At 57.2% G+C, this 12,034-nt stretch carries 11 protein-coding genes and 1 pseudogene; 10 read left to right on the top strand and 2 right to left on the bottom strand.

The window, feature by feature from the left end; all coding sequences use genetic code 11:
- Positions 1 to 2 precede the first annotated feature (2 nt).
- Positions 3 to 410, bottom strand: coding sequence for a hypothetical protein (locus AC1DQM_RS09635; protein ID WP_477746082.1), 408 nt, complete (start codon positions 408 to 410; stop codon positions 3 to 5).
- Positions 411 to 658: 248 nt separating this feature from the next.
- On the opposite strand from AC1DQM_RS09635, the gene AC1DQM_RS09630 reads away from it, so the two are divergent.
- The 10 genes and pseudogenes from AC1DQM_RS09630 to AC1DQM_RS09585 all read left to right on the top strand — a co-directional run bounded on the left by AC1DQM_RS09630 (position 659) and on the right by AC1DQM_RS09585 (position 11,519).
- Positions 659 to 2,596: a type VI secretion system Vgr family protein gene (locus AC1DQM_RS09630; RefSeq protein WP_477746081.1), complete on the top strand. Its 1,938-nt coding sequence runs from the start codon at positions 659 to 661 to the stop codon at positions 2,594 to 2,596.
- 18 nt (positions 2,597 to 2,614) lie between these two features.
- Positions 2,615 to 3,049, top strand: coding sequence for a DcrB-related protein (locus AC1DQM_RS09625; RefSeq protein ID WP_052967849.1), 435 nt, complete (start codon positions 2,615 to 2,617; stop codon positions 3,047 to 3,049).
- Positions 3,050 to 3,061: 12 nt separating this feature from the next.
- Complete coding sequence (locus tag AC1DQM_RS09620) at positions 3,062 to 7,477, top strand: RHS repeat-associated core domain-containing protein (protein ID WP_477746080.1); 4,416 nt, start codon at positions 3,062 to 3,064, stop codon at positions 7,475 to 7,477.
- A gap of 11 nt (positions 7,478 to 7,488) precedes the next feature.
- Complete coding sequence (locus AC1DQM_RS09615; RefSeq protein ID WP_111453069.1) at positions 7,489 to 8,100, top strand: imm11 family protein; 612 nt, start codon at positions 7,489 to 7,491, stop codon at positions 8,098 to 8,100.
- A 13-nt stretch (positions 8,101 to 8,113) separates the two neighbouring features.
- Positions 8,114 to 8,359, top strand: a complete 246-nt coding sequence (locus AC1DQM_RS09610) for an RHS repeat domain-containing protein (RefSeq protein WP_111453070.1) — start codon at positions 8,114 to 8,116, stop codon at positions 8,357 to 8,359.
- On the top strand, positions 8,340 to 8,774 hold the full coding sequence (locus tag AC1DQM_RS09605; RefSeq protein ID WP_111453071.1) for a tetratricopeptide repeat protein: 435 nt from the start codon (positions 8,340 to 8,342) through the stop codon (positions 8,772 to 8,774). Before AC1DQM_RS09610 ends, AC1DQM_RS09605 begins: the two co-directional genes overlap by 20 nt.
- A gap of 22 nt (positions 8,775 to 8,796) precedes the next feature.
- A pseudogene (locus tag AC1DQM_RS09600) lies at positions 8,797 to 8,982 on the top strand (RHS repeat-associated core domain-containing protein); the annotation flags it as partial.
- A 27-nt stretch (positions 8,983 to 9,009) separates the two neighbouring features.
- A complete protein-coding gene (locus AC1DQM_RS09595; RefSeq protein ID WP_256597036.1) occupies positions 9,010 to 9,321 on the top strand; it encodes a hypothetical protein in 312 nt (103 codons plus the stop codon).
- Entirely contained in the window at positions 9,322 to 10,476 is a 1,155-nt protein-coding gene (locus AC1DQM_RS09590) for an ankyrin repeat domain-containing protein (RefSeq protein WP_111453072.1), read from the top strand.
- 647 nt (positions 10,477 to 11,123) lie between these two features.
- Positions 11,124 to 11,519 carry a DUF6124 family protein gene (locus tag AC1DQM_RS09585; protein WP_026286521.1) on the top strand — a complete coding sequence of 132 codons (396 nt, stop codon included), beginning with the start codon at positions 11,124 to 11,126 and terminating at the stop codon, positions 11,517 to 11,519.
- 88 nt (positions 11,520 to 11,607) lie between these two features.
- Here the strand turns inward: AC1DQM_RS09585 and AC1DQM_RS09580 are convergent, their stop codons facing one another.
- A complete protein-coding gene (locus AC1DQM_RS09580; RefSeq protein ID WP_003213368.1) occupies positions 11,608 to 11,883 on the bottom strand; it encodes an HU family DNA-binding protein in 276 nt (91 codons plus the stop codon).
- Positions 11,884 to 12,034: the final 151 nt, after the last annotated feature.

The following is a 12,034-nucleotide window of genomic DNA, read 5'->3' as shown; positions in this document are numbered from 1 at the left end:
ACTCAGGCGTCCGTAAGAAGGTATTGGCCGGGCTGCGTCCACGAGACTCTCAAATACTTACCGCTCAGCAAACCCATGTCCCGAAGGTATTCAAAGATTTCAGACGGGCACCATTCCTTACCCGCCGAAAAGGCCGCTCCCAGTAAACGTAGAGCATCAAATACCCTAGCCTTCTGCTTATCGTCCGGGACATCCAAAAAATAAACATCATTCTCTGCCGTCTTCGAAAACCCGATAGCATGCAAAGCGGAGTCCAGCGTGGGATCAATAATTCGAACGCGAATTGAGTCAGCGTCTGCTTTTTCCACGTATGCCTTTAGCGCTTCACTGAGCTTAAAAATATTGATGCTCTGGTCCTGCCAGGTATCGGGGATTTCGAGATCAGCTTCTTGAATGCGGTAAGAGGTCACAGTGATCGCCTTCCATGGACGTGAGGTGACGCGCGGAGGAGCAGATATTCAGGTAATGCCTGGCAACAATCAAGAACCTGGTTCCTCTCCCTCAACTAACGAACTACATTATGGCTTCAGCGTTACCGCCCCAGGCGATCACGCTCCTCTGTACGAGCTGCCGAAGGTTGCAATCTCTTGATCTTTAAAGTCAAAAAGCTGCAATCTTCGGCAGCGTCAAAAGGATTGCGGCAGCGATAAGGACAACCATGTTATTCAATCAAGCCTCACGCCTGGCAAAGATCACCAGCCCGCTGGGACCTGAGGTGCTGTTGCTCAAGGACATGGGCGGCGGCGAAGAGCTGGGGCGGCTGTTCAACTATGAGTTGCAGCTGCACTCGCTGGACAACGCCATCGACCTCAACCAGTTGCTCGGCAAACCCATGTGCCTGAGCCTGCAACTGGACGGCGGTGGCGAGCGTCATTTCCATGGCATCGTTGCCCGTTGCAGCCAGAACGTCGACCAGGGCCAGTTCGCCAGTTACCAGGTCACGCTGCGGCCCTGGCTATGGCTGTTGACCCGCACGTCCGATTGCCGGATTTTCCAGAACCTGACCATTCCGCAGATCATCAAGCAGGTGTTTCGTGACCTGGGTTTCTCGGATTTCGAAGATACCCTGAGCCGGCCCTATCGCGAGTGGGAATACTGCGTGCAGTATCGCGAAACCAGCTTCGACTTCGTCAGCCGCCTGATGGAACAGGAAGGAATCTACTACTTCTTCCGCCATGAACAGGGTCGTCATGTGCTTGTGCTGGCCGATGCCTACGGCGCCCATGCCAACGTGCCCGGCTATGCCTCGGTGCCCTACTACCCCAAGAATGAACAGCAGCGCGAACGCGATCACATCCACGACTGGCACCTGGCCCAGCAAGTCCAGCCGGGCTCGCTGGAACTCAACGACTATGACTTCCAGCGCCCTGGCGCGCGGATTGACGTTCGCTCGGCCATGCCTCGTCCGCACACCGCCGGCGATTATCCGCTGTACGACTACCCCGGCACCTATGTGCAAAGCGAAGACGGCGAACACTACGCACGTACCCGCATCGAAGCCTTGCAGACCCTGCACGAACAGGTCGAGCTGGCCGGCAACGCCCGAGGCCTGGGGTCGGGTCATTTGTTCAGCCTCACCGGCTTCAGCCGCCAGGACCAGAACCGCGAATACCTGATCGTCGGCGCCCGCTACCACATTGACCAGGAAAGCCTGGAAACCAGCGGTGGCGCGGCCTCGGCGCAGTTCGAAAGCAGCCTGACCTGCATTGATGCACAACAAAGCTATCGCCCCCTGCCCAACACCCACCGCCCAATCGTCAAAGGCCCGCAGACCGCATTGGTGGTCGGCCCCAAGGGTGAGGAAATCTGGACCGACCAATTCGGCCGGGTGAAAGTGCATTTCTATTGGGACCGGCACGACCAGTCCAACGAAAACAGTTCGTGCTGGATACGCGTGTCGCAATCCTGGGCCGGAAAAAACTGGGGCTCGATGCAGATCCCGCGGATCGGCCAGGAAGTGATCGTCAGCTTCCTCGAAGGCGACCCGGACCGGCCGATCATCACCGGTCGCGTCTACAACGCCGAGCAGACCGTGCCCTACGACTTGCCGGAAAACGCTACCCAGAGCGGTATGAAAAGCCGTTCGAGCAAGGGCGGCTCGCCGGCCAATTTCAACGAAATCCGCATGGAAGACAAAAAAGGCGCCGAGCAGTTGTACATCCATGCCGAGCGCAATCAGGACATCGTGGTCGAGGTGGATGAAAGCCACTCGGTGGGCCACGACCGCAACAAAAGCATCGGGCATAACGAGACGGTGACCATCGGCAACAACCGGCTGCGCATCGTCAAGCAGGAAGACATTCTGTCGGTGGGCCAGCGCAAGACCGACAGCATCAGCCAGAGCTACGTCATCGAAGTGGGCGAAAACCTGCGGCTGGTATGCGGCGAAAGCATCCTGGAGCTCAATGCCAGCGGCCAGATCAACCTGACCGGCGTGCAAATAAGCTTCTATGCCAGCGGTGACGCCGAGATCAACACTGGCGGCGTGCTGCACCTGAACAACGGCGGCGGCCCTGGCGCCACGCCTGACGGCCAGGGCGTCAAGGCCAGCATCGACGCCAATATCAATGCCGCATTCCCCAAGCCCAAGGGCTAACCACGAGATTCAAGCGCCATGACTTACCGCATCAATGAGTTCCAGTTCCAGCTGCCGGCAGGCGAGCTGCAAGACGCGACGATCAACATCCTCAAGTTCCCCGAACTGGGCACCTCGCTGATTGTCAGCCGCAGCTTGCTGGCCGAGGGCGAAACCCTGCAAAGCAACTTCGACGACCAGCTCAAGCGCCTGGAAAAACAAGTGCAGGACTTGCGTTTTCAGCCGGGCGTCGCCGTGCGCCTGGGCGCCAGCCAGGAGGTCGAAGGCATCGAGTTGCGCAGCCAGTTCAACAAGGGCAACGACAAAGTTTTCCAGTATCAATTGGCGCTGGTATTGCCCGGCACCCGTAAAATGCTCGCCCTGAGCTACGTGAAGGCGGAAAAACTCGGCGATGCCGAAGCCGCGCATTGGGCAACCATCAAGAGTTCGCTGTTGTTCGACGTTCCGGCCTGATGAGCACCCTGCATGTCTGACGCACTCTGGGCCGCCCGCCTGGGCGATGCACTCGACCACACCTCGATGATGGCCGACATTCTTGGCGGCGTGCTGGAGGTGGCGGCCAACATCGCGATCACCGCAGTGGCGACGGCTGCCGTGGTGGCGGCCACGGGCATCACCGTCGCCACCGGCGGCCTCGGCTGCTTCCTGCTGGGCGCGGTGGTGGGTACCATCGTCGGCCTCGCCATGAGCAAGACCGGGGCCGACAAAGGCTTGAGCAACCTGTGCGAGAGTTTTAGCAATTCGCTGTTTCCGCCCACAGTGCAGGCGACGATTCTCACCGGTTCCACCAACACCCTGACCAACAACATGCCCGCCGCCCGGGCCGCCGGGGCGATTCCGTCCCATGTCGCGCCGGCCGGCACCGAGCTGGAGACACCCGAGCCCGAAGCCGAGCCCAGCTATCTGGACATGGCCGAGAGCTTCTTCTCGCAGATGTGGCGCCCTACCGTCGCCACCCCGGCGCCCGGCGCCGTACCCAAGCCGCTGGACCTGGTCACCTGCATGAAGCATCCGCCGATGCCGCCGCAGTTTCTGGCCGAGGGCTCGGACAAAGTCACCATCAACGGCCAGCCCGCCGTGCGCAGCGGCGACCGCACCACCTGCGACGCCAAGGTCGTATCGTCCGGGCTGATCTCATCGAACGTGACCATTGGTGGCGGTTCGGTGGTAGTGCGTGAGATCCGCAGCGGCAAGACCCCGGGCGTGGGGCTGGCGGTCACCGCGTTGCTGATGCTCAAGGGCGGCAAGGGCAAGTTCTTCAGCAAACTGCCGTGCATGCTGATCGGCGGCGCGACGTCGATGGCTGTCAGCAGCGCCATGGGCGCCATGGCCAACGCCGCCATGGGTTCGTCGAACCCGGTGCATGCCGCCACCGGGGCCAAGGTGCTGGGGGGCGATGAAGAGCTGGATTTCGTGTTGCCGGGCATCTTGCCGATCGATTGGCAGCGCTTCTACAACAGCCGCGACGAACGCCGCGACAGCTTGTTCGGCGCGGGTTGGAGCGTGTCCTACGAGGTGTGCGTTGAAATCCTGCCTCACCCGGAGGGCGGGGAAACGCTGGTGTACACCGATGAGCAGGCCCGGCGCATCGATATGGGGTCGATCCCCTTGGGCGGTGCGGTGTTCAGCGCGGGTGAAGGGCTGAGTGTTCGGCGGCACGTTAATGGACAACTGTTGATTGAAAGCGATGACGGCATGTACCGCTTGTTCAATCCGACGCCGGGCAATACAGCACTGCTGCGCCTTGATCAATTGGGCGACCGCAATGACAACCGTATCCACCTCGACTATGACGAAACCGGACGGTTGGCGCGCCTGCGGGATACTTTCGATCTGGTGCAGGTCGAGCTGATTCAAGAAGGCGGTCGCGTGGCTCGGGTGGAACGCCTATACCCCGACCAACACCGCGAAATACTCGTCAGCTACGGTTACGACGCAATGGGCAACCTGGCCGAAGTGCGCGACGCCACCGGCCAGGTGCAACGGCGCTTCGCCTACGACGCCGGGCGGCGGATGGTCGAGCATCAGTTGCCTACGGGGCTGCGATGCTTCTATGAATGGGCCTTGATCGAAGACCAAGAATGGCGCGTGGTCGGGCACTGGACCGACGAAGGCGACACTTACCAGTTCGACTATGACCTCGTGGCCGGTGTCACGCGCATCACCGATGGCTCACAGCGCGTCAGTACACGCCGCTGGAACACCCAGCACCAGATCACCGAGTACACCGACAACCTCGGCCAGACCTGGCAGTTCGAATGGAACGACGAACGCCAACTGCTCAGCGCCACCGATCCACAGAGCGGGCGCTACGAATACAGCTACGACGACGCCGGCAACCTGATCGGCGAAACCGACCCGCTGGGCCGCAGCGACTCGACCTTATGGCTCGAGCACTGGGCCTTGCCGCTGGTGGAAACCGATGCCGCCGGCAACAGCTGGCAATATCGCTACGATCAGCGAGGCAACTGCATCGCCGAAACCGATCCGCTGGACCATGTCACCCGCTACCGCTACGACACCCAAGGCCAGGTCGTCGAGATCATCGACGCCACCGGCAAAAGCAAAAGACTGCGCTGGAGCCCGTTCGGCCAACTGGTCGAACACATCGATTGCTCGGGTTACCCGACGCGGTTCAGCTACGACCACCGGGGCTATCTGCAAACCATCACCGATGCCCTCGGCGAACGCACCCAGTTCAGCTACGACGCCCAGGGGCGGTTGCTCAGCAGCCAGTTGCCGGACGGTCGCACCGAGCAGTATCAGCGCGACGTCAGCGGCCAGTTGACCGGCTATACCGACCCGGCCGGGCACACCACGCTCTACCAACACAACCGTCGCGGCCAGGTCCGCCAACGCACCGACGCCCACGGCCGGCAGGTGCAGTTTGGGTACGACCGCTATGGGCGGCTGCAGGCGCTGACCAACGAAAATGGCGAGTGTTATCGGTTTGCCTGGGATGCTGGGGATCGACTGATTGAACAACAGGATCTGGATGGCAGCGCCAAGCGCTACACCTATGACCTGCTGGATAACGTCGCGGCGGTCACGGCTGTTCCGGCGCCTTACGGCAACGGCCTGGCCGTCGTCCCCGAGTCGCCCCCCGCTCCCATCGTTCACCGACTGGAACGCGACGCCGTCGGCCGGCTGATCGCCAAAGTCACCGACGATGGCCGCACCGACTACTCCTACGACCCACTGGACCAGCTCACCGCCGTCACCTTCACCGACCACCAGGGCAACGCACAAACCCTGAGCTTCGCCTACGATGCCCTCGGTCAATTGCTCGAAGAACAAAGCGCGGCTGGCAGCCTGCAATATCACTATGACGAACTCGGCAACCTGATCCAGACCCAACTGCCCGACGGCCGCTGGCTCAATCGCCTGTACTACGGCAGCGGCCACCTGCACCAGATCAACCTCGACGGCCAGGTCATCAGCGACTTCGAACGCGACCGCCTGCACCGCGAAGTGCTGCGCACCCAAGGCCAGATCAGCACCCGCAGCGAATACGACCGCAGCGGGCGCTTACGCTCACGCCAACGTCGACACAGCAGCCAGCCATCACTGATGCCGGCAGCGGTGCAGAAACATTTCGAGTACGACCCCGCCGACAACCTGATCGGCAAACTCGACCAGCAACCCGCCGCGCAACACCGCCAACTGCTGCACTACGACGCCACCGGCCGCATCATCGCCAGCCAGGACAGCCTGCACGGCCAGCGCGAAACCTTCGCCTACGACGCCGCCGCCAACCTGCTGGACGGCCCACAACCCGGCGCCGGGCTGGTGGTGCACAACAAACTGCTGACCTACCAGGACAAGCGTTATCGCTACGACGCCTTTGGCCGGATGATCGAAAAACGCAGCGCTAAACGAGGCCTGCAGCGCTTCGGTTACGACGCCGAAAGCCGGTTGATTGAAGTGCGCAATGAAAACGGCAGCGTGGTCAGAATGACCTACGACCCACTGGGCCGGCGCATCGAAAAAACCGTACACGACACCAACGGCTACCCCCTCGGCGAAACCCGCTTCACGTGGGACGGCCTGCGCCTGTTGCAGGAACATCGCCATCAACAGACCAGCCTCTACCTCTACGAAGACGAAGGTTACGAACCCCTGGCCCGTGTCGACGGCACCGGCCCGCTGCAAAAAATCCGCTACTACCACAACGACCTCAACGGCCTGCCGGAACAACTCACCGAAGCAGACGGCCACAACGTCTGGCAGGCGAGTTATCGGGTGTGGGGCAACACGTTAGAAGAGGTGCGCGAGCCGTATTACATTGAGGAGCAGAATCTGCGGTTTCAGGGACAGTACCTGGACCGGGAGACGGGGCTGCATTTCAATACGTTCAGGTTTTATGATCCGGATGTGGGGCGGTTTACGACACCGGATCCGATTGGGTTGGCGGGAGGGATCAATCTCTACTTGTATGCGGCCAACCCACTCGGCTGGGTAGACCCGCTGGGATGGAGTTGCTCGTCATCCATTAACAAACGAATCAACAAGCTGAAGAAGCAGGGCTATCAGGACCATCACATTCTGAGTGACAAACACGCCAGTACCAAAAATCATCCGCTGCTGAAGTTGGCTGGATTTGACCTGCAAAGCAGACAAAATAAAATTTTCCTACCCAACAAGGCCACCGCCATGGCCGATGGACGCCGATCAATTCATGAGGGACGTCACGCCGGTAGAGTCAACGACAACCTGGCCGGACGAATGACACAAGCAGAACAAGCTGGCAAGCGGAACAACTGGAATCAGGCGCAATATCGCAAGGCCCTGGATAAAATAGTTTCCGATGAGCGCAAACTACTCCGTTCCGGCGAGAGGCAACTGAACAAAAATGCCCGTCCCGGCGCTTATTACGATTAGGAAAATCAAGCATGATCTTAAGTTGGAAAGCCCCTACCTATTACAGCGAACAACTGATCGGCTCGTATGACATCGAAAGCGGTTCTTATGAAACCGCCGGTTCGAATTTTGACTACCTGTCATTGTTGGCGGGAAAACCCTATCCATTGAATATGGACAAGCCAAAGGTCTATTTTCCGTGCAAGAAAAAAAAGCTGCTTGCGTATGACTGCCTATGGCTACTTGGGGGAGTCCCACTAGTCACTGAGCGACTTGCGAATTTTCTCACCAATCAATCTGCTCAGGACATTCAGCTCATTCAACCTGCTGTCGTCATTGCAGACGGGGAAGAGGTCGACGAAGCTTTTTTCATAGTGAATGCAATCAATACCGTCAACGCGATAGATCAAGGGCAATCTGCCGCTGAACGGGATGATGACGGATCGATCATCTATTTCACTAAAACCTGGTTCCTGGACGATGCTGCCGGCATGCGCGGAATCGCTCGTGAGCCAGAGTCAGGAGACCTTCTGATCTCTCAGCAGTTGGCCGATTCTATGATCGAGAAAAAATTCAAAAGCAACAAAGGCTTGGGTTTCTATATCGCCAACCGCACATTTGTCCCTTATAAAAATCAGGCCTAGGCTTCTGGCCCCCATGATGATCGACATTTTTAGGGGCGGCTCTGGGCTGGTGGTGCACAACAAACTGCTGACCTATCAGGACAAACGTTACCGCTATGACTCGTTAGGCCGGATGATCGAAGAACGCAGTACTAAACGGGGCGTGCAGCGTTTCGGTTACGACGCCGAGAGTCGGTTGATCGAAGTGCGCAATGAAAACGGCAGCGTGGTCACGTCTACCATAAATACAGAACTATCATATGAAGAACTTGGCAGATAAAAACCCCACGCTGGCAGATGAGATAATGGCCATTATGGCCTCGGGCAATGAGCTCGATGAGCAAAACAAAAAAAATGAAGCCCAGGCCTTGTACCAAAAAGCATGGGACTTGCTTCCTGAGCCAAAACTAGAATGGACACCTTTGTCGTCATGGGTCACAGGTTCTTTTTTCAACCTGCACTTCGACAACGGTGACTTCGAGGCCGCTAAAGATTGGGCACAAAAGACCCTGGATGGCCGAGAGTCAGATATCGATACAGGTCCGTTGATCAACTTGGGAATGGTCTACTTTGAACTGAAAGATTATTCACAGGCTTATAAATACTTTGACGATGCTTATAGCTTCGGTAAGGCACGAGCCTTTCAAGAAATATTAAAAAAATATCTGAAGTTCTATTTAGAGAAAAAAGCCTGACCATGGCCGAGGGCTCTAGGGCCGACACCTGAGGTTTCAGGGGCAGTACCTGGAGACGGGGCTGCATTTCAATACGTTCAGGTTTTATGATCCGGATGTGGGGCGGTTTACTACGCCGGATCCGATTGGGTTGGCGGGGGGATTCAACCTCTATCAATACGCACCGAATCCGATTGGGTGGGTGGATCCGTGGGGGTGGGAAGTTTGTCGACTCAGCGCCTCACAGAAGAGAGCGATGGGGCCTGCACCTAAGGGTATGGTAAAGCCGCATTACCATCATATCGTCCGCGAAAAAGCTCCGAAAAGCTGGAAAGCTCAAAATCAAAAGTACATTACCGACTCGCAAAAAATTCTGGCCAAACACAAAATTGGCCTAAACAACGACCCGCGCAACTTCACCTGGGCCCAAAATGGTGGAGGGAATCACTCGATAGCCAGCGCCAAAAAAGTCTATGAAATACTACAGAAAGCAGACGTCGGCGGGCTGGCCAGTGTCCAAAACGCATTGAAAAACATGGGTGCTCAAATGACAAAAGGTATTTTTTAAATGAACAACCCAGAAGAAATTTATGAAAAGAACATTAAAACTTTATTAGCCATTCACGCAGACATCGCGTCGGGAAATGCAGCCTCACTAAAAAAGTGCCTAGAGAAAAATTCCGTTCTATTGCACTTGCCCATGTATGGTCTTGATGGGCATGAAACCCTGCTGCACATGGCCGCTGAACAGGGGCAAACCGAAATTTGCCGCTTATTGGTGTCTTTAGGTATTGCGCTGGACCAGCCTGCCGCCAGTTCCGGCAATAGCACGCCACTTGCCGCAGCCGCTGGCAATGGACACTTACAAACATGCCAATGGTTTCTTGAGGCCGGTGCTTTGGTGGATGGGTGGCCTAACAGCATAACCACCCCGCTGATTGACGCGATTACCTTTGGGCATCAGGACGTCGTCAATCTTCTTGTAGAACACCATGCCAACATCAATCGACTGCACACCAGGCTGAATACTGCGCCATTGGACATCGCCAACACCTGGGGATTTACAGAGATTGCGTCCACCTTAAGAAAATCCGGGGCGGTCAGTATCATGGACGTTGAAAGCCAGCCTGAGGAATTTGGTGGTTCTATAGTCACTTTCGTGCACAACACCGCTGGCTGGGTTCTACCCGCGCAACTGAGTCCCATCACTAATGAAGGGGGGCTGGAGCTGCGTATCAGCTGTATTGATGGCAAAAGCAAGTTCAAGTTACTCTTTACCATCGGACTTTTTGCCAAAAATCCTCATACCGAATTATTCGTATGCTTACCTGGCGACTGGCCTCTTACGCAGCATGGTTTTCCCCCCCACAGTCCTTGGGTTTTTCCGGTTGAGTTGCTGTCTCTGCTCGCTCGCCACACGTTCGATAATGGCCCCTTGTCGGAAGGCTTCTTGATTCGTCGTTCCGATGCCATGTATGCCAACCTGGCCTGGCCAGACGAAGTGGATGCTTTCGTGGCCGTGGATAAAGCCTGGGATACGAAAACTGAAAAAGAGATCATCCCCGACGATGAAAAGGTGATGCTCTATGTTTTGGTGCCTGTCAAATTCAAGAAAAAAGGCGAACCCGACACAGCAGCATTGCGTGCTCTGACACAACGCAAACGTACAGCCAGTTGGGCGAGTGTGGTCATTCCGGCTCCGGATCCAGAGATAATGCAGTAGAAAGGTGGAGCGGCAAAGCACCAGCCAAGTCCCTGTTGGGCGATCCTTGGGGCGGAGAAAAAGACCAGAGACTGGTGGAGGGTCTTCGTTAGAAGTTCATCTCTGCGTCCAACAAAAATGGGCACCCGACCCAGTCGGCGTGCCCATTTTTCCAGCTCGCACTCATCATGTTCTCTCGCCATCCGGTCAGTCGCCAAATCAACAAGGAAGTACTAATGCTTTCTACCTGACGATTACGTAGGCAACCCCAATCCCGATCAAAAATGGTATTCCAGTCGGTCCCACGCCAATGCCTGACAGTGCTTGTTTAAAAGCCTTGTAGGTAACGTCGTGAAAGCTACAACACCTTGCGTCGTTGCCTACGGCTACGCCAGAATCCGCCGGCTTGTGCGCTTTGGGGTCGGTCGGTAACTTAATTCGTGTCACTGATCGTCAGTGGTCGGGTTTAGTCGCCCGCTGGTAATTGAAGTTGTACATGCGTCCGTCAGACAGGTACTTGCTACCTGCATTTTGATGGTGGCTGTGCGTAGGGCACCTTTGGGTGCGCCGGCTTCTTCAATTCCCCGGTCCGACTAACCTGCGTACAGCCGCCACCCCTTCGTTTAGTCGGCGAAGGGGTGTCAGCATCACTCATGGAATTGAAGATCATGTTCAAAGTTACACCTAACCCACCGGACACCGATCCGGTCTCCCCATACGAAAGCCCTGATTCAAAAAAACTCAACGATGCCGCCGAACGCGCCCTCGACCACCACTTCCCGCCAGCCGAACCAAAGCCACCGAAACGCAAAGGCCAGCTCTTCAGCGTCTGCCCGGGCATCAACACTGAAGCCCTCCTCGCCAATGCCTCGGAAGATATCTTGTCCATCAGCGCCATCGCCGCCGACCTCGCCGACGACGTGGACGGTTCACGCCGCTCCGTAGCCCTGGCGCTCAGCCGCATGGCCGACGGGGTGCATTTGTTGGTAGAGCGCGCGCTGGATCACCTGAATGAGCCGGAAATAGCAGCGATTCTCGCCAGGAAACAAAGCCGAGTCGGCTGATCCGCCAGACAGAAAAAATGGGCACCCAACCTCGTTGGCGTGCCCATTTTTTATCCCGCTCGCCCGCTGTGCGGGAAGTCGGTGCGTGTTACGGATTAACGCTGTCTTTCAACGATTTGCCTGGCTTGAACGCAACAGTGTTGCTGGCCTTGATCTTCACCGGCTCACCGGTTTGCGGGTTTTTGCCGGTGCGGGCACCGCGATGGCGTTGCAGGAAGGTGCCGAAGCCCACCAGCGTGACGCTATCCTTGCGATGCAGAGCGCCGGTGATTTCTTCGAGAACGGCGTTGAGAACGCGATTGGCCTGTTCTTTGGTGAGATCTGCTTTTTCCGCGATGGCAGCGGCGAGTTCTGGTTTACGCATGAGTGAAGCCCCTTTGACGGTTTTTTGTTGTTATGTCCGTGCTGTTCTCGTTGGAACAGCGCCCAAGGCGCCGCAGGTGCTCTACTCTGCGGCAGACGGGAATGAGGATGGCATGCGCGCAAGAGCGGCGCCAGTCTCCCCGCGACCTTTG

This window comes from Pseudomonas sp. 01L34 (assembly GCF_056400265.1).
This window is presented reverse-complemented; position numbering and strand designations above follow the sequence as displayed.

Coding starts and splice junctions, on each gene's coding strand:
- AC1DQM_RS09630 (WP_477746081.1), top strand. CDS start 659: ATGTTATTCAATCAAGCCTCACGCCTGGCAAAGATCACCAGCCCGCTG.
- AC1DQM_RS09590 (WP_111453072.1), top strand. CDS start 9,322: ATGAACAACCCAGAAGAAATTTATGAAAAGAACATTAAAACTTTATTA.
- AC1DQM_RS09585 (WP_026286521.1), top strand. CDS start 11,124: ATGTTCAAAGTTACACCTAACCCACCGGACACCGATCCGGTCTCCCCA.
- AC1DQM_RS09605 (WP_111453071.1), top strand. CDS start 8,340: ATGAAGAACTTGGCAGATAAAAACCCCACGCTGGCAGATGAGATAATG.
- AC1DQM_RS09625 (WP_052967849.1), top strand. CDS start 2,615: ATGACTTACCGCATCAATGAGTTCCAGTTCCAGCTGCCGGCAGGCGAG.
- AC1DQM_RS09595 (WP_256597036.1), top strand. CDS start 9,010: ATGGGGCCTGCACCTAAGGGTATGGTAAAGCCGCATTACCATCATATC.
- AC1DQM_RS09610 (WP_111453070.1), top strand. CDS start 8,114: ATGATGATCGACATTTTTAGGGGCGGCTCTGGGCTGGTGGTGCACAAC.
- AC1DQM_RS09620 (WP_477746080.1), top strand. CDS start 3,062: ATGTCTGACGCACTCTGGGCCGCCCGCCTGGGCGATGCACTCGACCAC.
- AC1DQM_RS09615 (WP_111453069.1), top strand. CDS start 7,489: ATGATCTTAAGTTGGAAAGCCCCTACCTATTACAGCGAACAACTGATC.
- AC1DQM_RS09580 (WP_003213368.1), bottom strand. CDS start 11,883: ATGCGTAAACCAGAACTCGCCGCTGCCATCGCGGAAAAAGCAGATCTC.